22 protein-coding genes are annotated in these 19,388 nt (G+C 40.4%); 17 read left to right on the top strand and 5 right to left on the bottom strand.

The window, feature by feature from the left end; genetic code table 11:
* Window positions 1-115 precede the first annotated feature (115 nt).
* From ASD40_RS18420 to ASD40_RS18400, 5 genes are all read left to right on the top strand, one after another.
* Window positions 116-2,041 (top strand): DUF2334 domain-containing protein, encoded by a 1,926-nt coding sequence (locus ASD40_RS18420; RefSeq protein WP_057304639.1) that lies wholly within the window; start codon window positions 116-118, stop codon window positions 2,039-2,041.
* A gap of 144 nt (window positions 2,042-2,185) precedes the next feature.
* Complete coding sequence (locus ASD40_RS18415) at window positions 2,186-2,617, top strand: NUDIX domain-containing protein (protein WP_057304638.1); 432 nt, start codon at window positions 2,186-2,188, stop codon at window positions 2,615-2,617.
* Window positions 2,618-2,621: 4 nt separating this feature from the next.
* Entirely contained in the window at window positions 2,622-3,149 is a 528-nt protein-coding gene (locus ASD40_RS18410) for a GNAT family N-acetyltransferase (protein WP_057304637.1), read from the top strand.
* A 110-nt stretch (window positions 3,150-3,259) separates the two neighbouring features.
* Window positions 3,260-4,309 carry a YheC/YheD family endospore coat-associated protein gene (locus ASD40_RS18405; protein ID WP_235549306.1) on the top strand — a complete coding sequence of 350 codons (1,050 nt, stop codon included), beginning with the start codon at window positions 3,260-3,262 and terminating at the stop codon, window positions 4,307-4,309.
* Window positions 4,310-4,465: 156 nt separating this feature from the next.
* The gene (locus ASD40_RS18400; protein WP_057304635.1) at window positions 4,466-4,663 is read left to right on the top strand and encodes a hypothetical protein; all 198 of its coding nucleotides are present in this window, start codon (window positions 4,466-4,468) and stop codon (window positions 4,661-4,663) included.
* Between the two features lie 30 nt (window positions 4,664-4,693).
* Here ASD40_RS18400 and ASD40_RS18395 read toward each other — a convergent pair whose 3' ends face one another.
* Window positions 4,694-5,362: a phosphatase PAP2 family protein gene (locus tag ASD40_RS18395; RefSeq protein WP_057304634.1), complete on the bottom strand. Its 669-nt coding sequence runs from the start codon at window positions 5,360-5,362 to the stop codon at window positions 4,694-4,696.
* A 259-nt stretch (window positions 5,363-5,621) separates the two neighbouring features.
* Window positions 5,622-5,921 (bottom strand): hypothetical protein, encoded by a 300-nt coding sequence (locus ASD40_RS18390; protein WP_057304650.1) that lies wholly within the window; start codon window positions 5,919-5,921, stop codon window positions 5,622-5,624.
* A gap of 295 nt (window positions 5,922-6,216) precedes the next feature.
* On the opposite strand from ASD40_RS18390, the gene ASD40_RS18385 reads away from it, so the two are divergent.
* From ASD40_RS18385 to ASD40_RS36495, 5 genes are all read left to right on the top strand, one after another.
* On the top strand, window positions 6,217-6,525 hold the full coding sequence (locus ASD40_RS18385) for a hypothetical protein (protein ID WP_057304633.1): 309 nt from the start codon (window positions 6,217-6,219) through the stop codon (window positions 6,523-6,525).
* Between the two features lie 15 nt (window positions 6,526-6,540).
* Window positions 6,541-7,014 carry a hypothetical protein gene (locus ASD40_RS18380; protein ID WP_057304632.1) on the top strand — a complete coding sequence of 158 codons (474 nt, stop codon included), beginning with the start codon at window positions 6,541-6,543 and terminating at the stop codon, window positions 7,012-7,014.
* Window positions 7,015-7,688: 674 nt separating this feature from the next.
* Window positions 7,689-8,450: a phosphoribosylformimino-5-aminoimidazole carboxamide ribotide isomerase gene (gene hisA, locus ASD40_RS18370; protein WP_057304630.1), complete on the top strand. Its 762-nt coding sequence runs from the start codon at window positions 7,689-7,691 to the stop codon at window positions 8,448-8,450.
* Window positions 8,451-8,606: 156 nt separating this feature from the next.
* On the top strand, window positions 8,607-9,977 hold the full coding sequence (locus tag ASD40_RS18365) for a PDZ domain-containing protein (protein WP_057304629.1): 1,371 nt from the start codon (window positions 8,607-8,609) through the stop codon (window positions 9,975-9,977).
* A 130-nt stretch (window positions 9,978-10,107) separates the two neighbouring features.
* On the top strand, window positions 10,108-10,266 hold the full coding sequence (locus ASD40_RS36495; protein WP_082562285.1) for an aspartyl-phosphate phosphatase Spo0E family protein: 159 nt from the start codon (window positions 10,108-10,110) through the stop codon (window positions 10,264-10,266).
* Here ASD40_RS36495 and ASD40_RS18360 read toward each other — a convergent pair.
* The 3 genes from ASD40_RS18360 to ASD40_RS18350 all read right to left on the bottom strand — a co-directional run bounded on the left by ASD40_RS18360 (window position 10,263) and on the right by ASD40_RS18350 (window position 12,669).
* Window positions 10,263-11,153 carry an alpha/beta fold hydrolase gene (locus ASD40_RS18360; RefSeq protein WP_235549305.1) on the bottom strand — a complete coding sequence of 297 codons (891 nt, stop codon included), beginning with the start codon at window positions 11,151-11,153 and terminating at the stop codon, window positions 10,263-10,265. The two genes, ASD40_RS36495 and ASD40_RS18360, sit on opposite strands and share 4 nt — an antisense overlap.
* Before the next feature lie 92 nt (window positions 11,154-11,245).
* Window positions 11,246-11,950 (bottom strand): hypothetical protein, encoded by a 705-nt coding sequence (locus tag ASD40_RS18355; protein WP_057304628.1) that lies wholly within the window; start codon window positions 11,948-11,950, stop codon window positions 11,246-11,248.
* A 158-nt stretch (window positions 11,951-12,108) separates the two neighbouring features.
* On the bottom strand, window positions 12,109-12,669 hold the full coding sequence (locus ASD40_RS18350) for a DUF2642 domain-containing protein (RefSeq protein ID WP_057304627.1): 561 nt from the start codon (window positions 12,667-12,669) through the stop codon (window positions 12,109-12,111).
* Between the two features lie 278 nt (window positions 12,670-12,947).
* Between ASD40_RS18350 and ASD40_RS18345 the strand changes: the two genes are divergently transcribed.
* From ASD40_RS18345 to ASD40_RS18320, 7 genes are all read left to right on the top strand, one after another.
* The gene (locus tag ASD40_RS18345; protein ID WP_156390094.1) at window positions 12,948-13,412 is read left to right on the top strand and encodes a hypothetical protein; all 465 of its coding nucleotides are present in this window, start codon (window positions 12,948-12,950) and stop codon (window positions 13,410-13,412) included.
* A gap of 76 nt (window positions 13,413-13,488) precedes the next feature.
* Complete coding sequence (locus ASD40_RS18340) at window positions 13,489-14,541, top strand: CotH kinase family protein (RefSeq protein WP_057304625.1); 1,053 nt, start codon at window positions 13,489-13,491, stop codon at window positions 14,539-14,541.
* A gap of 185 nt (window positions 14,542-14,726) precedes the next feature.
* The gene (locus tag ASD40_RS37275) at window positions 14,727-14,882 is read left to right on the top strand and encodes a hypothetical protein (protein ID WP_156390092.1); all 156 of its coding nucleotides are present in this window, start codon (window positions 14,727-14,729) and stop codon (window positions 14,880-14,882) included.
* Window positions 14,883-14,940: 58 nt separating this feature from the next.
* Complete coding sequence (locus ASD40_RS18335; RefSeq protein WP_057304624.1) at window positions 14,941-16,287, top strand: arsenic transporter; 1,347 nt, start codon at window positions 14,941-14,943, stop codon at window positions 16,285-16,287.
* 31 nt (window positions 16,288-16,318) lie between these two features.
* Window positions 16,319-16,990, top strand: coding sequence for a hypothetical protein (locus ASD40_RS18330; RefSeq protein ID WP_057304623.1), 672 nt, complete (start codon window positions 16,319-16,321; stop codon window positions 16,988-16,990).
* A gap of 136 nt (window positions 16,991-17,126) precedes the next feature.
* The gene (locus ASD40_RS18325; RefSeq protein WP_057304622.1) at window positions 17,127-18,671 is read left to right on the top strand and encodes an SAM-dependent methyltransferase; all 1,545 of its coding nucleotides are present in this window, start codon (window positions 17,127-17,129) and stop codon (window positions 18,669-18,671) included.
* A gap of 35 nt (window positions 18,672-18,706) precedes the next feature.
* Window positions 18,707-19,237 (top strand): hypothetical protein, encoded by a 531-nt coding sequence (locus ASD40_RS18320; RefSeq protein WP_057304621.1) that lies wholly within the window; start codon window positions 18,707-18,709, stop codon window positions 19,235-19,237.
* Window positions 19,238-19,388: the final 151 nt, after the last annotated feature.

The following is a 19,388-nucleotide window of genomic DNA, read 5'->3' as shown; positions in this document are numbered from 1 at the left end:
ATATCGTAACAACTTATAATGGACAATTTTCCATGGATATAGTCCAATATACCTATAGTCTTTGTGAATCGCTTGGTTTAGAAAAAATGATCCAGCATCCTTGGGGGGAGTTTGCATGTTGAGGATCTTATTACAGAAAAACAGTTGGTTGAGGTATGTGATAGCAGGCATCGTTTCGTTCTGCTTATACATCGGTTTATCTCACATCATCATCGTTGAAGGAGCTGACAATAATCCGCGATTCATGATGCTTCGGTTAGAGGACATAGGTCCTGGCGGCTATTATAGTACACCTGAAGGGCTCGGAAAGTTGAGAGCCGTCTTTGACTATTTGCATCAGCAGCATGTTCACTACAGTATGGCGGTCATCCCGCGTTGGATCAATATAAGTCAAGACGGTACACGTTATGATCGTGCAATCGATCAATTGGATAATGACTATGTTCAAGCTTTTGATCGAGTTCTACGTGAAGCTGCGGAGCATGGCGGATCCATTGGTATGCATGGTTATACCCATCAGGTAGGGGATGTTTATCGTGAGGATGGACATCAAGCCTCGGGTATAGGCAACGAATTTAATGTCAATGATTTGCCTGAAACTGCGACTACTGCTTTTGCCGAACAGCGTGTACAAGAAGGTTACCGCCGTTTTCGCCTTGCTAATTTATCGCCTCATTTCTGGGAAGCGCCGCATTACCATACAACCCCAGATCAAGATAAGGTGTTTCGTTCTTATTTCGGTCTCTTTTATCAACCAGATGTTACGATCGATTCCAATCCGCCTTCAGCTCAATATAAGAATGCTCTAAATAAAGGCTTCGGAAATACGTCGTTTGGCAATGTATTCGTACCGACAACTCTTTCATATATACCTAGTGGCAAAGATGAGAAGTTTATTCTTAATCAAATGGGGAAAACAGATCGAATTAACTCTTTTTTCTATCATCCTTTTTTGGAGTTTAGCCATCTGGTGCCGGTTGTGGATGAGTGGGGCGAACAGCTACTTAAGGACGGTATACCGCAATATCTATACGCTGGTGAAAATAAAAGTGTGTTACAAAGGCTTATCACACAAATTCATTTGAAGGGTTATCCGTTCTATTCCATTCATGATTATGTACCCTTTGCACCATCTGTGAGTCTGAAGGTTGGAAGCGCGAAATCTACGCTCGTACAAATTGGTAATGTAACAGGCAGGAATCAAGCTGACATTGTGACATGGGATAAGAAGACCTCCAATCTGTCGGTCATTCAAGCTCAGTACAAAGGATTACGCAATGAAGACCAACCTGAACCACAGGTTTGGGCATCCTTGCCATATGCAGATGGCTCATCATTTACACTTAATGGGATGAAAGATGGCCATAAAAAAGGTCTTTGGGTCGTTCGACCTTCGGGCAAGCTTGAGAGCTACTCTTCAGATGGGGCTACGTTCGCACGGGAACAAATTTGGACGATTCCGGCCAAACGTTGGTACGATTTGTATGAATTGCGTCAGCCTAATGGGGACTGTATCCTTGCCGGTCAATCGCAAGATCGAAGTCAACTTCTAGGTATTTACATGCATGGTGGGAAAGTTAAAGAAATTAAGCCCTACACGTTCAGGTCCAATTCTTCAAAGGATCTACTTGTGAGAAAATTGCGGAATGAAGACAGCCAACGCTTGTTTTTGTTTAAAGAGAATACCTCCCAAGGCGTGGAATTCGAATTGGATACAGCGAACATGCAATGGAAGCTGAATAAGGTTTCATTGAACATTCCTGATGAGCTTGGCGGCGTCCGGTTCGGTGATTTTAACGGGGATGGCAAGGAAGATATTTTACGCTCTGATCCCAAAAATTTAACGAACCGAGTATATCTACAGACAACGGAGAATGAATACAAGCTGCTCTCGGTTTATGGACCATGGGGGCGAACGAATGGACGCTTAACAGTTGCTGATTTCGATGGAAACGGGAAAGTGGATATCGCGATGTTACCAAACGAGGATGGTCAATTGGATGTTGCTTTGTCCTATCAGAGTCTAAATGTTAATGACTAGGAAGCAAATTAGGGGGCCATTTGGCTCCTTTTTTTGCTGTAGCAAGACAATTTACAATACAATATACAATTTGATAAAATTAGTTAGAGTTTAATAGCATTTTAAGGAAACATGATAAGGATATGCGAATCAAGGGGGATCATTTTGAGAACACCTATTTTATATGGCTCTGTGCACGTATTGTTTTATCGAAATGAAGAGGTTTTATTATTAAAGAGACAAAATACCGGGTTTCAAGACGGAAATTGGAGCGTTGTTGCAGGCAGGATGGATGGCGGTGAAGAGGTCATCGCAGCTGCAATAAGAGAAGCGGAAGAAGAAGCAGGAGTCGTCATCAAGCCTGCAGATATTGAAATTATCGGTGTCATGCATCGTAAAAATACGACATCGGAGTGGGTGGACTTCTTTCTAAACGTACATAGCTGGCAGGGTGAGATAACGAATAAAGAGCCAGAGAAGTGCGAGCAATTGAAATGGTTTCATTTGAAGGAGCTGCCTGACAATATGGTTAACTATATTCGGCTTGCTTTAGAGAAGAAACAACAGGGACTCTGGTTTGAAAGTATAGGATGGTGAGTATATGACTATTGCTAAGATCGAAATCAGAAATATCCGGGTAGAAGAAGCGAAGGACTATTGGGCGCTGCGTCTTGAAGCTTTACAAAAACATCCGGATGCGTTCGGCGCTGCATATGAAGAATCGGTATTGCTGCCAATGGAAGAAGTGGAGAAACGAATTGGTCAAGACAGCAGCAATTATATATTGGGTGCTTTTACAACAGAAGGTCAGCTTATCGGTACAGTAGGATTTAAACGAGAGCAAAGTCTAAAGCTGAAGCATAAAGCCTTTATTTGGGGAGTATACGTTTCAGAGAACTACCGCGGGCAGGGGATTGCGAAACAGTTAATGGTAGAAGTGATCCGTAGAGGCAAACAATTAGAAGGTCTGAAGCAAGTGACCCTTTGCGTGGTGACCACGAACGGAGCAGCTATTGAACTCTACCGCAAATTAGGTTTTGAGACGTATGGTGTTGAAAGAAATGCTTTGGAATTTGAGGGACAGGGCTATGATGAGGAAATGATGGTTCACACATATAAGGAGCAATAGTTTAAAACGGAGAGCTGCCATTGTGCGGCTCTTTTTTGCAACGATTTGGACCAGGTGAACGCTGACTGCATACAGTGTAAAAGATGATCCTATTAGACGAAGGTGATGACGTGCGCAGTGTGGTTGGAATTCTTCTAGATCGAAGAACTTATTTAGGCATTCACAGGCAGCAGACTGGGTATGAGCGAATCGATCTTTACAACAAAGCCGCTGAAAATCTCGGGATGACGCCTTTCTACATGTGCCTTCAGCATATTAGTGAGAAGTCTGCTCTAGGATTATGCTATGAAAATAAAAAGTATCGGCTGATTAGGCTGCCTATTCCAAAAGTGACTCATAACCGTGCGATGACGCTTACGCCGTATTTACAAAAACAATTAAAGCTTCTTTCCAAATCAAGTATTGTATTCAATGGGCAAAATCGCCATGATAAACTTCGTATTCACAAGTTATTAACGACAAACAAATCAATTCGAGAGTATCTTCCTGAATCTATGGCCTACTCACGAGAACAACTGGTAGACGCTATGGAAAAATATCCATCTCTTTACGTTAAACCAACGAATAGCAGCATTGGTAAAGGGGTGATTAAAGTCACTCAGAAGGAAAACGAAGATTGGCAGCTTTGTTGGAGTAATAGCGAACCGAAAATGCTCAGTGAAAAGAAAGCCCAAGCTTTTATCCATGAAAAGGTTGGAACACAAAGCTATCTCATCCAACAAGCGATTTCTTTGGCAACATATCATGGGCGACCGTATGATCTAAGGATTTCTGCCCAACGCGGGGATAAAGGGATGTGGCAAATAACGGGTATTGCTGGCAAAGTTGCTGCATCAGGTAGACATGTTACGAATTTGGCTAAAGGCGGAGAAGCTAGGCGATGTGAAGAATTGTTTCGGGCTAGCGGCTTCGATCCTAACCGGATGAAGGCTGCTGTTGAGCAAGTTTCTTTGATGATAGCTGAAAACCTGAGTGAGCGAATCCCAACTATGGCAGATGTCGGATTGGATGTTGGTGTTGATTTTAATGGGCAAATTAAGCTTATCGAAGTGAATGGTAGAGATCAAAGGTATGAATTCAAGCAATTGAAAATGCATCAGACTTTTAATAATACGTATGAGACACCATTACGGTATGCTAAGTATCTATTAAACCGATGAAGTTTCAAAGAATCTAGCCCTATCTTCTGTGGGGCTATTACATAGGAATTAGAAGAAATGGGGATTAACACTACTATAATTGGCTTATTCAACTAGGACACAAACAACGTGATGCGAATAAACTTTAATATGGCGTTGTAAAGGTGGAATCCAAAGGTGAAAAGTCGTATATTAGTTATCAAAAAGAATTTATTGCCCTGGTACAATGAACTTGATGATCATATTGATATCGATCATTCAGACTTCCCAAGGCTTGTCCGTGAACAAATAGAAGCAATTGGCGAGTATACAATTGTCTTCATAACTCGATTTGAAACGAGATTGAAGCAAATTAGCAAGAGCAAGAATACTTAGCCAATTACCTCCGATGCTGATGTTGTAAGGTTAAGAAGTTTTTTGCTTTGCTTTATTAGTGTAATCTCGATACTCTTTATACCATTGAAAGAGCCAAACTCCAAATGTGAAATAGACCCCGCTTGCCAAGTATCCGCCAATGACATCACTCGGGTAATGAACCCCAAGATAAATCCGACTCATACCAATAAGGATGATCATAACGACACAGAGAATGATGATGATACTTCTTCCTAGTCTCGTAGAGAGATGCCGCCAAAGTAGAAAGGCAAGAGACGAGTAAAGAGCGAAGGCTTCCATGGAATGTCCGCTTGGAAAGCTGTAGCCAGTTTCCTGTATAAGTCTATGCAGATCGGGTCTTTGACGAACAAAATATAATTTGAGGAGAAGATTAATAATGGCGGTACCAGCAACGATGGCGATAAAGAAAATGAGCTCATAACGATGATGTAAAACAAAATAAAGAAAAAGTATTGCAGAGAGCGCAATGACGACAACTATCGGGGTTGAACCAATGAAGGTGAATACTTTCATGAGTAGGGTAAGCCCAGGCGATTCCATTCCTTGAATGAAGGTAATCACATTGTGATCGAATTGCACGATTCGTTGGCCCTGAATGAGGGTAGCAACTAAGGAGAAGCAGATAAGAGAGAGGATACAAAGAATAAGAACATAAGTAATCTTAAGTTTTGGGATCATGGCAGCTCTCCGACTTCACAATATTTAGTGTTTACAAATATTTAGTATAGCATAAGGTTTATTTATGTATACGAGCCTGTATATTATATAAAGGTATTTCATCATGCCTCTAGAATTATGGATCAGTAAGAGGTGATCGGATGGAATTATATCATTTTAGCCATGAAAGTTCCTCTGACACAGTCATAGTGATGGAGAACACTGATTTTGGCATTCATCGTTTTGAACATGCGAAGCGGTTATAGGTGATTTAGAGTTTTTAGAGTTTGAATCTCTCGATCTGGTCCCATTTATTCTCGAGTTCTAATATTCGCTTTTGCATGGGGCCGAAGAGATCGAAGTGGGGATAGGAAGGACTATGGTGAATATATTGCGGGTTGAGTCCATGTGATATACACCATTGGGATAACCGATCCAAATCCGAACAGCCCACCTTCGTGACGGTTCGAATGCCAACAAAGCGATTATCCAGCCAGTAATGAGTCAAAAAGGCAATCTCGCCGCGGCTTACGGCAGCCTTCCATTGGTGAAGTTCTTCTCTTTTTATGCCAAAGGCCATTTTGATTCCATCCTTTTTGCTTAGAATTCTTAAAAGTGTGTTATAATTATACAATATAAGACAAGATGAGGCAGGGAATGACCTGCTTCTTTTTATTTTTAAAAATGAATTTGGCTTTTGTATTGCTTCATACCCATAAAAACAAGTAAAATAGAAGAGAATCATTATTTGATCGATGTAGTGCCAACGATGCCAACTAGGGATTGGATCCTTTTCAATGAGGAAGAACCATACGGTCAGCATGTTTTTACCCACAAGAAAATAAACGGTTTAAAGGAAAAGGGGACATTTAAAAGTGAACGTTCATTTAAATTTTACGAACAAGGGAAAACTGGTTATTGAAAATTTTAACAATGAGGAATTAATTGAAATTTTCAGCCGATACATCAACACGTTAACGAAGAAATACGCGGTAGATGTTAAGGTTCTTGCAGAAGCTAATCAGAACATTGTCGAAGACGGTTCATTCAAAGTTATCCTTTCCAATGTACAGTGTGATGTTGAAACTTTTTTCAAAGAACTCGGAAGAGACATTAAAGTGCCTTTGAAAAAAAGATCAGATGGAAAATTGGAGAATGTATTTAAAATTCAGGTTATTGATTAAGTTACGGAGGCTTGTATGCTTAGTTTAGAAGAAAAATTAGCTATCGTGGAATCTTTTCCCGAGCTAGAGCGGAAAAATGTATCCCTTGGACGGATCAATTTCCATTATGAAGATAGTGCTTATGATAAGAAGACTGTAGTTTATCACCTGCACCCAAACGGAAACGGATTTGTATACGCTGAATATATCAAAGGATATGCTACGGACAGCAAGGGGTTTATCAATATCCGTGATTTCAGCGCGGAAGAGCTGCGAGACATTATTGAGAAGTCGATTCATTCTTTAACGGGTCAGACATCTAAGAAGCTTCCAAAGTTGGATACTGAACAACAAGAAGAGCATTGGATCGATGAAGACGGCCATCTCTTGGTCGTTACCTTCGTTGAAGATTTATGGTATATCTATGCTGGCAGCAATCTAGACTGCGCTTTTGAAACCTATGAAGAGGTCCAAGAGTATTTGGAAGAAGAAGGATTCACTAAAAAGTAAATCTTATTGGTACAAATTAAGAAAACCTCATCTACGGATGGGGTTTTCTTTCATAAGGAATGCTGTCAAATAAGAAGCTGCTGCTAAAATTGTACCAAAAACTAGGTAGATCATCGGATGACAGTAGAAAGGAAGTTCTTCACAAGCTAAAACATATCCGCTCTGTAGTAACAAGTTATGACCGGGTGATGGAAGAGTTTCCAAAATTCCGAGTAAATAAATGAAAACCACTTTTTCGATGAATAAAATGAATAGCAGGGAGAACGAGGCAAAGATTTTACCCATGTAAGACTGATTCCGAACCCAATACCCTATTGAAAAATAAGGGACTACGGAAAAGAGAAGGCCATAGTATAAGCCTGACTTCGTGATAGATCTGTCATAGGGAACACTTGAAAAAATAGGGTATGACAGGGCTGCTAACGCAAAAGTTAACCCGTACAAGCTAATGAACAAGACGGCTAATTTCAAGGAATGCGGGAGAATATTCTTGTAGGTTCTATCGGAAAGATTCATTTGATCAGCTCCAGCCAGGAACGTAATTGGAAGTATTAACCATATAACGATAACACGTAGGTGATATTGTGAGCAACTTGCCCTCACTAAAGGGCTATTTGTGCTATAATTGATGGAAAATTGATCTAGCAGCAATAGAATCTAGTGGGGGTATATTCGTGAAATTTAGACCTTGCATCGATTTACACAACGGTAAAGTGAAACAAATCGTAGGTGAGACATTAAGTACAGAGGGAAAGGAAATCATTGAAAATTTTGTTTCCTCTTTTGACTCAACCTATTATGCCGCGATGTTTAAAAGAGATCATCTACTTGGAGGTCATGTCATCATGCTCGGTGACGGAAATAAGGATGAAGCTGTAAGTGCGCTACGTGAGTATCCCGGCGGTTTGCAAATTGGCGGTGGTATTCAGGCGGAGAATGCCAGCTACTATCTTGAGCAAGGCGCCTCGCACGTAGTTGTGACCTCCTATATTTTCCGAGACGGGCAGCTGAATATGGACAATCTTAAACGAATCGAAGCTGAGGTTGGAAAACACAATTTGGTCATAGATCTAAGCTGTAAAGAGAAGGATGGCAAGTGGTTCGTTGCTACAAACCAATGGAAGCAATTGAGTAACTTTGAATTGAATAAAGAAAATATTCGGTTTCTTGAACAATATTGTGATGAGTTTCTGATTCACGCTGTTGATGTAGAGGGCAAACAAAGCGGGATTCAGCAAAGCCTGGTCAGTACGTTGGCAGATTGGGTTGTAATTCCTACTACCTACGCAGGAGGGGCAAGATCATTCGCGGATCTTGAGCTGTTCAAAGAGTTGTCCAGCGGAAAGCTTGATATTACCGTTGGTAGTGCCTTAGATATTTTCGGTGGCAAGCTCTCTTATGATGAAGTCGTGAAATATATGAACGAGTTAACTTAGTTGGAAGCAGCAGATACCTTATAATTAGGGTGTCTGCTGTTTTTAATTAGAAGATCGGCTCCAATTGTTGTTAGTAGGATTTAACGTTATTATTAAAGCTGTAAGTTAATGAATGGCGGACTTTTACGATTCGGTGAAATAGGGGATGTTTGAGGGATGACGCGATGGCAAAGACTTTACTACTTGGGTATGGTTTTAGCCCTGATATTAGCTGTAACAGGGGAATTAATTTGGCTGCCAGATCCCTTGCGATTAGGGACAAGGCTTTATTGGATCGATGCGATTGATCTACTGATCTATGTTCTTGCCTTCATTCCTATTATTTGGATGGCTGGCGCATTCTGGCATATGTTCTCGCAGGGAAATGCTTGGGTTCGCGTTCGAAGTATCGCGGTTATCGCAGCATCCCTGGCGAGTGTAATTATTCTGTTAACGATTCCGAAAAAGATTGAAATTTCGGTGAGTACTTTTCTTATAACTTGGTTATTAGTATTTATAGATTTATTTTTCCATGAACGGATGCGTCGTAAGATGCCTGTTCAGAGTATAACTTTGTTTGGTTCCACTTTGTTACTATTGCTTGTGATGTTCTGGCCGACGAATTCCATGGTCACTTACCCAGGATTGACCTTAAATATGAATCGTTACGCACAGGCAAATGAGGGAAATGTTCATGGAGAAATTTCGGGTGTGCTCGTGTTTGAGCGGCCAGCATTCCCGATCGATTGGCTATATGCGAAGCTATTTGCTAAGTATTCATTTGAACCGAAGAATCTAGGTATGTCTTTGGGAGAGTACAACCAAGAAGTACGTACGATGAAGGAGGATGCGAACGCCGCGGGCAGTGCAATTGCTTATCATAAAGTAGGTAAGGGCAAAGGAATCACCTCGCACGGTGTTCGCATCACGGCTATTCTAAAAGATAGCCCTGTCTCTGGTATCTTGCAGCTGAGCGATGTAATCGAGGAAGTTAATGAATATAGCGTTACAACGGTTCAAGATCTGACAGCTCGCATGAAATTGACCAAGCCCGGGGATCAGGTGAAGGTGCTGGTGCTGCGCGGCGGACAGAAAGTTAGTCTTTCAGTTAAGACGCGAGCAAATCCAGACGACCCGAGCCGTGCTGCCTTCGGCATTCAAGTTGCGAATGAGATGCAGTATGATATTCCAGCGCCGGTGAAATATCATAACTATTTATTGCATGAGGGAGGACCCTCGCATGGGGCGGTGCTGGCACTAACATTGATTGATCAGCTTACACCTTGCGGTGTAACTTATGGCAATCGTGTTGCTGGCACTGGAACCATGGAGGCCGATGGTTCGATCGGTCCTGTAGGAGGCTTAGAACAGAAAGCCTATAGCGTCAGCAGAACGGATGCCGATGTATTCTTTGTTCCATCTCAAAATGAGTCAGAAGCAAGACGAGGAGCACCTGGCCTACTTATTGTACCTGTGCATACGATTGACGATATGTTGAACTGGTTGCGTTCAAATCCTAAGCAGAACAATCAGCCAACTTGCTCTTAGCCAAAAAAGCGCAAGTTGTCTATTCGACAATTTGCGCTTTTTCACAGTCTACGTAGCAATGCTTATATTTTCTTAACAATATTTGTATAAACTATATAAATAATAGACTATTCATTGGAGGTCGTGCACAATGGACCGGTTATTTGAAATAGAGAAGAAAATAGAAGCTAAAAGAGATGAGCTTAATCATGCGGGAAACATGTACGAGCTGCCGTCCGAATTCATATTGCGATTATCTGGCGAGTTGGACGAATTATTAAATGCTTATCAAATTCTGATAGCTTGTTAGTCCCTGGATGCTTCATAAAGCTTTCTTGCAATGAGTTTAGGCTCGAATTGTGCGGTTGACATATGATCACCATGTGCTTGAATAAATCGATATAAACCCAATCGGCTTGACATATGCGGATGCCAGCCAAATTCTGGATTGCCTAGTGGTATGACAGTGTCTTCCATCAGATGGACATAGCTTTTGGGTACTTGCAGGCTGTAAAATTTCTTCAAGTCAAGCTTTTCGAAAAAGGGCCCGGCTGGCTCAGGTGTGACTTTTTTATAGAGTTGTTGAGCTTGCGCAAAATTTGCTAGATTGGCAAAAGATTCTCTAAATAAAGGAAACGGAAGCATCACTGTATTGTCCTTAGAGCTTTCTATGAGCTGTTTAAACATCGCTTGCATAGAGGTAGGAAACTCATCGGCAAGCATTCCTCCATCTTTAAGTACAAATGCGTTCATGAATACGAGTCTTTTCAGACGATCAGGAATAAACTCTGCTACTTTTTGGACTAAACTGCCGCCGAAGCTATGTCCAACCAAAATAATGTTTTTTAAATTGTGAGAAGTTACGTAATCAGCGATGGATTTTGTCATCATCGCATGTGTTGCAGCTTTGTTAGGGTCAGCGCCATGTCCTGGGTACTCAGGAACATAGACGGTATGGCCTTTTTTGCGTAATTCTGCAGCAATCCCAGACCAAAAGCTTGCATCTGCCCAAGAGCCGTGAATCAGAACAAAAGTGAGAGGCTGATCTCTTTCACGGAAATCATGTTCTAAATCCTGAGCCCAAGGAGCCTGAGTGTTGTAAGGCCAAACGGAAGGGGGAAATGAGGGGTGGATAGGATGCTGAAACGTCCAAGATTGGAGTGGCTGCGGCAAGTTTTCATAATTGTAGGTCATCATGGTCTTCCTCTCGAAGTTTATGCCATAGTGTATGCCCAGAACGCCCAGATGCCACAACAAAACAAAATGACGTCCGAACTGGACGTCAACGTTTAGAAAATGCGTCCACCAAAGCTGTCGCCTTTGCGCGCAGAGGGCAGATGAATCGTTTTCACATGCTCACTATGCAGAATCGATTTCCCGCTTGCTGTATGAAGCTCAAGAAAAGGATGATCCGCTTTGTGCAGGACGCCAATTTTACTTGGATTTTCTCCAAGATCCAGGACAACAAACTGGCTTTCCAGTTTTTTTAACTGCTGATCAAACGTTCGTGAAAACGTAACTTGAGAGGGTTGAACGAGAAAATGCTCCATTTTCATTGAGTACGGTGTCGTATTAGGATGGTAAGGGATCACATATTTGACGTGTTTCATCGAAATGAACATCGTATGAAACACAGGGGAGTGGAAGGCAAAATAATCATTCATGATATGGGTCAAGTACCCATGTATGCTTTGATTGCCAGTGATATATATTTCAACGAACATCCCTTTAGCGCTCATCAACATCTTTCGATAAGAGATTGACGTGGACTGAAGATCAAAAGGATATTCTGTAGGTGGGTCTATGGAAGAGCTTGCATAGGTATCGAGCTTTAAATATTGTAAATGAATAATGGGAATATAGTAAAAATGAAATTCATTATATATCACGATAAGATCACTGCCTACCTCAAGAAGCACTCCCTTTAAGGGTTGCTGCATCCCCGAAAATGAAAGCTCCACTTGTTTGTCAATTAACATAGTCATAGTTTCCATTGATTGCACCTCCTTTCAATCTAGTAGAAATGCTTTATCCTTATTGAATTCGTGCATAAATAACCCCAAATGGCGCGCTGAATGCCGTAGCAATCAGCGCGCCTGCGACGAGATTGGGGTTATAGGATATGGGTATCATGTAGCAAGTTCTACTAAATTTAATTAGTGCGGTATTTTTTTAACATAAGTTTAATCGCAACGATTTGTGCAGCAGTTGCTTTGTTGCTTTTATTGTTGTTTTTATTGGAAGAGCTATTGGATTTGTTGCCATTGCTTTTATTTTTGTTAAAGACATTAATACTTTTAATATGGAAGATTGGAATACGGACAATTTCATTGTTTACAACAAGCAGCAAGACGTTATCCCCGGAATATACGAGAAGACCTTCAACTTTCTCAGGGCCACCGCGGTTGATTTGAACATTTGTGTATCTCAATTGACCCAAGAGACCTTCAAATGTATACGCATTTTCAAAACGTTGAGGAGTTCTGTTACTTCTGTTACTTTTGTTGCTTTTGTTACCTCTGCTAGCATTGCTGTTCATACTACTAATGCTTTTGATATGTTGCAATTGGATGTAGACAATAGTGCCATCTTTGATTTGGATTGCTAAATAATCATGATGGACGGATACTAATCTACCTACGATAGAATCAGGACCTCCGCGATTGATTTTAACCTCAGTGCCAATTAATGAACCTAAATAGTTTAAACTCATTTTGTCATTTCCCCTCTCAGGAATGTGGTTTAGTTTGGATATAAGCAGCGTTTACTAGTTTGCGTTCACCTCCTGTACCAATGTCATTGCTGCTCATTTGTAATATAAGTATATGTATCCGTTAGAGATGAGGTACTAGATTAGAATCTATTTTTGCAATAATTCCACCAAGTTATTGAAACTACTAATAATTAATTTTTCCATATCAACCAATATCTCTATCCAATTCAAATCTCCTATCATAGACTGCACTATAAACTATAAGGAGGTTTTAAAAGATGGAGGTTATTGTATCTAACAAAGGTAATAGCGACAAAACAAGAGGCAACAAAAGTGAGAAAACAAGAGGTAACAAAAGTGAGAAAACAAGAGGCACTAAAACCGAGAATACAAATGTCCAAAAAAATGACAAAACAAGAGGCACTAATACTGAAAAAACAAATGCGCAAAAGAATGACAAAACAAGAGGCACTAAAACCGAGAAAACAAATGCTCAAAAAAATGACAAAACAAGAGGCACCAATACCGAAAAAACAAATGCCCAAAAGAATGACAGAACAAGAGGCAACAAATCTGGTGGAAACAAAACAAGAGGTAACAAATCGGGTGGAAACAAATCAAGAGGCAACAAATCTGGTGGAAACAAAACAAGAGGCAATAAATCTGGTGGAAACAAATCAAAAGGCAACAAGTCTCGTGGAAACAAAACAAGAGGTAACAAGAGCCGTGGCAATCGTTCATAATCACGAATAAATTAATCTAGAATGAAAGTCTATCTACTATAGATAGGCTTTTTATTATGTAAAAAGGCGGTGTGCCATGATACCGACTCGACATATCGTAATCCAGGAACAGCAGCTTAGAAAGTTGAATGAAGATGTTTGGAGTAAGCAATTCGTAAACGGTGTACTTATTAGTAAAGGGAAACGTGTTCCTATTAAGGTCCGTTATCGGGGTGGGCACACCCGAGAATATGAGAAGAAGTCGTATGAAATTGTATGCGAGGGTAAAACTTACCATCTAAATGCGGAGTATGACGATCCTTCGATGATACGGAATGCGTTATCATTTCGATTTTTCCAACGTATTGGTGTGCCTAGTCCACAGACAAAGCATTTTGAATTAGTGCTAAACGGACAAAGTCAGGGGGTTTATTTAGAAATAGAAGCTGTTGATAAAAACTTCTTCAGGCAAAGGAGGATTAGTGCGCAATCCCTTTTCTATGCCGTGGATGATGATGCCAACTTTGAACTGTTTTACCCGGAAACAAAAAGAAATAAGAAGTCGATGTTTGAAGGATACGAGCAAATCATGGGCTTAAGCACCGAAAGAAAAGAACTGTGCACATTCATTTCCAAGATCAATAAACTGTCAGGGAAGCCATTAGCTCAATACTTACAATCCTATTTGGATATTGATAATTATTTACGATGGTTAGCAGGAGCCGTTTTCACCGGTAATTTTGATGGGTTTGATCAAAATTATGCGATTTATCGTCATAAGCGAACCAAATTATATCGCATCATACCCTGGGATTACGAAGGCACGTGGGGGAGAAATTGCTACGGTAAAGTATGCAGCAGTGATTTAGTACGAGTTAAGGGCTATAATGGTCTAACCGAAAAATTGATGAGTTTCAAGAGTGTTAGGATACGTTATAAACAAATTCTTACTTCCATTCTTCGTACATCGTTTACAAGGAAACAGATATCCCCGATGATTGGACATTTACACGGTACGATAGCCCCTTATATGCTGAATGATTATAATCGTAAGTGGCCTTATTCGGAATTCAGAGGTGAGCCTGAATTAATTATGAACTACATGAAGGAAAGGCGGGAAATTATTAAAAAAGAAATGAAAAAGCTTTAGCCAACCAAATGCCCCATAGCATTTGGTTTTTTTGTTGTTCCATTCCTTCTTTTACTAGACATGAGTGGAATATTTGAAAGAGGGGGTAACCGTTTATAGCAAGATGAGTACAGGTCCCGTATACATACAGTACCAGTATCTACTAATGATAGATGGTGGTAGATGGTAGAAGGGAGGGGATGACAATGGTTGTCATGCTTATCATTATATTTGCAGGGATTCTACTTTTCTTTTTACTTAAACCGCCTTTACAGCCCGATATAGAAGTCGTTTATGAAAATGTATCTTCCGTAGATTTGAGTATACCAGAAGTTGCCTATATCAAGAGAATAGACGTATGACACAGTGGACTCAGAATTACAGTAAGATGACTTTTTCTAAAAAGCGGGGTGAAAATTTATGATTGGTTCCGCAACAATAACCCTTACGATAGCTGCATTTGTGATGACGGTTATCTTAATTCTTTGGCGTCCTAAGGATATGAATGAAGCGATCCCCGCAACGGGAGGTGCTATCCTTGTTCTTCTAAGCGGAAGCGTTTCTTTCGCTGATTTACTTCAAATTACAGATACCATTAGTGACGCAGCTATCACGATTATGGCTACTATCGTCATGGCGATTGTACTAGAAAGCTTTGGTTTCTTCCAATGGGCGGCTGAAGGATTAATGGCTAGAGCCAAAGGATCAGGGATTCGTCTATTCTGGTACGTTAATCTACTTTGTTTTTTAATGACACTATTCTTCAACAATGATGGCAGCATAATGATAACAACACCCATATTACTCATTGTTCTTGAGAATCTAGGGTTAAAAAATCATCAGAAAATACCCTATTTACTCTCAGGTGCCCTAATTGCTACAGCTTCTAGCGCTCCTATTGGAGTTAGTAATATTGTTAATCTTATTGCGCTCAAAATGGTTGGAATGGATTTATATATGCACACATTAATGATGTTTATCCCCTCTACGCTGGGGTTAATCGTTTTCTTGCTGCTATTATTCCTTTGTTTCTATCGTATTCTTCCAAAGAAATTACCATTAAACGGGATAGGACCAAGAAAACATCCCTTAAACAACGTTAAGCTTCCAAAAACGCTGCCAGCCATCAAAGATCGAACAAAATTCATGAGAAATATATTATTGTTCGTATTCATGGTTCGGATAAGTTTATTTATTGCCTCCTATTACGGTATACCAGTAAGTATCGTAGCTGTGCTAGGTTCAACTGTTCTACTTGCATGGCGCTGGCTTTATCTCAAAATATCTCCTGTCGATATGGTAAAAAAGACACCCTGGCATATTCTCGTATTTGCCTTTGGAATGTACGTTATCATATTTGGATTAAATAATATTGGACTAACACATATACTTGTTAGTGCCTTTAAACCATTGGTTTCTGGCGATTTATTAAACGGGAGTTTACTGATGGGAGCACTCGTCACACTCCTTTCTACATTAGTAAATAATCATCCTGCATTAATGATTGGTACCCTAACGTTAACCGGTATGGAATTAGATCCACTAACATTAAAAGTAACCTACTTAGCCAGTGTAGTTGGTAGTGATCTCGGGGCTCTGCTTCTACCAATCGGGACGCTAGCTTCGCTAATTTGGCTCCATATCCTTAAGCAGCATAAAGTGAAAATGAGCTGGAAGGATTACTGTAAGGTCACGTTTATAACAATACCCCCTGCTTTAATATTTACATTGATATGTCTTGCCTTTTGGGTTTACTGGATTTATTAAAAAAATAGACTAGATAAGGAGGTTATCAACCATGATGTTTTTCAACACGTATATTGGAAAGATGGTACAGATTGAGTTGATTGGGGATGGGGATAAAATTGGCTACCTAATCGATGTAGGACCAGATATTATTGTCATATACATGGAAAAAAAGTACTTATATTTACCTATCGCTCATATTCGAAATATCACATTAAATCTAGACAAATCGATCTCGGATTCTCCACCTGACCTCACTATGCAAACTGGAGAAATCACCTACCGCCAAATCTTAAGCAGTGCGATTGATCGATTCGTAGAAATTTATATCTCCAATAATCAGACAATCCACGGTTATGTGAGACATATTTCCCAAGACTACTTGGTGTTTCATTCGCCCCTTTATCAGATCATGTACATTCCTTTGTTTCACCTAAAATGGATTAGTCCATATCAAAACAATCAGACTCCTTATTCACAAGTTTATACGCAATCGACACCTAGTTTAACCGATCCATCTTTTGCATTACTCCCAAATACATTTGAACAATTGTTGAAAGATTTGGTGGGAGAAATCGTCTGTTTTGACTTAGGCTTACATGTGAACAAGATTGGCTTGCTGCAGAAGCTGGATCTCCCATTTGCTGAACTGATCACGGCTGATGAGAAAAAGCTGCATTACAACATTCAACATATCAAGAATTGTATTCCCTTTAATAAGTGAAATCACTTTTCTAAAACGGGTAGAAAGGTAGTTAACCAGAAAGTAGGTAACTGTCTTTCTATTTTTGATTAGGAGGTACTTTATGGTAAGATGGGAGTTGTTTTTTCATAAAATGGAGTAAAGTAGGTTCAAGAAGATGACACATACAGATCAGAAGATTTATCGTTTCAGCGAGGCACCCATATGGGAGTTACAGCGAACTTATTATGAAGAGCAGGGTATTGGTGCATGGCAGAGTGAAGATGTTCCACAATACATAACTAGTAACCCAAGTATTGCGGTAGCGTATGCCGAGATCATATTTGGGTTTCTTCAAGATAGAGCGAAGCTTGGTTACACGTTGGAACCTGTGACGATTTTGGAGCTTGGAGCGGGTTCGGGCAGATTAGCCTATCATATCGTAAAAGAACTATGTGAATTAAGGGATTATTCAGGGATAACACTTCCACCATTTCGATATGTAATGAGTGATCTAGCATCCAAGAATATCGCCTTTTGGCAGAAGCACCGAAGCTTACTTCCCTATGTAGAACAAGGGGTTCTAGACTTTGCACAATTTGATGCTGTGCAGGGTACCGAACTTCATTTGATGCAATCTGGCGATCGAATTAGAGTGGGTGACTTGCAGCAGCCTCTGCTGGTTATTGCGAATTACTTTTTTGACAGTATTCCACAAGAACTGATCTATGTAGACGAAAACAAAATTTATGAGTGCATGGTTTCTTTGCACTTCCCGGAAGGTGATACCGAACGCAGTGCTGCAGATATGCTGAAGAACGTCATTCCTGAGTATCATTATCGAAGAGCCGATGAATATGAACAGGAATCGTACCCTTATCGCGAGGTTGTAGAATTGTATTCTCAGAAGCTGGAGGATTCCCATATCCTCTTTCCGGCTGTTGGCCTGCAATGTTTGGAACGACTTTGTTTGCTCTCGCAAGAGGGGTTTATCCTGCTCACTGCAGATAAAGGTGACCACCGAATTGAAAACTGGGAATACAACGAACCTCCCAAGTTGATTCATCATGGAAGCTTTTCCCTGACAGCCAATTATCATGCCATTGGGTATGTTTTTGAGCAAAAGGGTGCCATGAGCTTATTTACATCTCATCCTTATAATCATTTGAACATAGGGTGTATGCTTATGGTGCCAAATCCACTCAGTTATGGTCATACACGCTTAGCCTATCGACGGTTTGTCGAGCGTTTTGGTCCAGATGATTTTTTTAGTATCAAGGAATGGTTTGATTCGCATTTGGATCTCATGGAAGTTAACCAACTCTTAGCTTTTTGGCGGTTGGGCGGGTATGATGCTCAATTGTTCCTCCAAAGCGCGAAGCGCATCTCGAATCTAATTCCCGCGTGTGAGGAAGAAGAATTATCGGACATTCGACAAGGGATACTTCTGATGTGGGAAGGGTATTATCCGATGGAATTAAACCGTGATTTAGCTTTGGACTGCGCGATGTTATTATATCAAATGGAAATGTTCGAGGATGCATTGTTATTCTTCGAACGGACCAACAATGAGTATAGGAATGACGCTTCTGTACTTTATGAGATGGCCATTTGCTATTACGAGGTAGGAGAAGATGCTGCTGCTAGGGAAATGGCGCGCATTACCTTAGAATTAGCACCAGAACACGAAGGTGCTCTAGCGCTTATGACACTATTACCATAATTCGCAAAGAATATACAATAAGAGTGGTGAGATTCGTGGAAGAGCAACAGCAGAGAGCCAAAGAATTATTCGATTCGTATCGAGGGCATTTTTTTCAAATGCATCGTGATGGTGTTTTCGAAGAATATAAGACATACGAAATAGAAGGTCAGATCGAAATAGACTGGTACAACGAATGGATTGATAACTACACGAATCAACTATCGATAAGAGATTGGGATGCGATCACAAGCTTAGAGTCACTAGCAAAATATTATCAGGATTCTCGAATTCTTGACAATGTGATTGCTTTTGCTTCGCGCCATATTATGGGAGCTGATAGTATCGTTAAACTTATGTATGCCGAAAAACTGTTGGATTTAATTAAATCCTTAAAGAAGGTAGTTTCTAGAGAAATAAGGCATACGGCTTATCAACTTACCTATAAGATTCTAGAAGATATAATATCAAAACCATTGATTATTGACCCAGGACATGAGCTGACTCAATATAACTTAAAAGACAAGAAATCGCTCAACAGCAGGGCTAAAAAAAGTATGGACGAGATTAGAAATGTTCGGGATTGACTTATATGTTATGTGCGATTAGGCAGAACCTTCGGTTCTGCTTTTTATGTTTGGCGTGCCCAGAGGCACGCATTATCTAGTTGGTGCAAGTCCAACCACGGGAGGGACCAAGCCACCCTTGTAGCTAGGATGCTTGCGTATGGCGAAATCT

Origin of the sequence: Paenibacillus sp. Root444D2, from assembly GCF_001426375.1 — a bacterium.
Taxonomy (GTDB): domain Bacteria; phylum Bacillota; class Bacilli; order Paenibacillales; family NBRC-103111; genus Paenibacillus_E.
Note: the sequence above shows the minus strand (reverse complement) of the source record. Positions and strands in the feature narration are given on the sequence as shown.

Bases quoted from the DNA above. Each gene is read 5' to 3' on its own strand.
- ASD40_RS18390 (WP_057304650.1), bottom strand. From the start codon at position 5,921: ATGGCCTTTGGCATAAAAAGAGAAGAACTTCACCAATGGAAGGCTGCC.
- ASD40_RS18380 (WP_057304632.1), top strand. From the start codon at position 6,541: ATGCTTAGTTTAGAAGAAAAATTAGCTATCGTGGAATCTTTTCCCGAG.
- ASD40_RS18355 (WP_057304628.1), bottom strand. From the start codon at position 11,950: ATGGAAACTATGACTATGTTAATTGACAAACAAGTGGAGCTTTCATTT.
- ASD40_RS18345 (WP_156390094.1), top strand. From the start codon at position 12,948: ATGGAGGTTATTGTATCTAACAAAGGTAATAGCGACAAAACAAGAGGC.
- ASD40_RS18420 (WP_057304639.1), top strand. From the start codon at position 116: ATGTTGAGGATCTTATTACAGAAAAACAGTTGGTTGAGGTATGTGATA.
- ASD40_RS18335 (WP_057304624.1), top strand. From the start codon at position 14,941: ATGATTGGTTCCGCAACAATAACCCTTACGATAGCTGCATTTGTGATG.
- ASD40_RS36495 (WP_082562285.1), top strand. From the start codon at position 10,108: ATGGACCGGTTATTTGAAATAGAGAAGAAAATAGAAGCTAAAAGAGAT.
- ASD40_RS37275 (WP_156390092.1), top strand. From the start codon at position 14,727: ATGGTTGTCATGCTTATCATTATATTTGCAGGGATTCTACTTTTCTTT.
- ASD40_RS18340 (WP_057304625.1), top strand. From the start codon at position 13,489: ATGATACCGACTCGACATATCGTAATCCAGGAACAGCAGCTTAGAAAG.
- ASD40_RS18360 (WP_235549305.1), bottom strand. From the start codon at position 11,153: ATGATGACCTACAATTATGAAAACTTGCCGCAGCCACTCCAATCTTGG.
- ASD40_RS18330 (WP_057304623.1), top strand. From the start codon at position 16,319: ATGATGTTTTTCAACACGTATATTGGAAAGATGGTACAGATTGAGTTG.
- ASD40_RS18365 (WP_057304629.1), top strand. From the start codon at position 8,607: ATGACGCGATGGCAAAGACTTTACTACTTGGGTATGGTTTTAGCCCTG.
- ASD40_RS18325 (WP_057304622.1), top strand. From the start codon at position 17,127: ATGACACATACAGATCAGAAGATTTATCGTTTCAGCGAGGCACCCATA.
- ASD40_RS18350 (WP_057304627.1), bottom strand. From the start codon at position 12,669: ATGAGTTTAAACTATTTAGGTTCATTAATTGGCACTGAGGTTAAAATC.
- ASD40_RS18410 (WP_057304637.1), top strand. From the start codon at position 2,622: ATGACTATTGCTAAGATCGAAATCAGAAATATCCGGGTAGAAGAAGCG.
- ASD40_RS18395 (WP_057304634.1), bottom strand. From the start codon at position 5,362: ATGATCCCAAAACTTAAGATTACTTATGTTCTTATTCTTTGTATCCTC.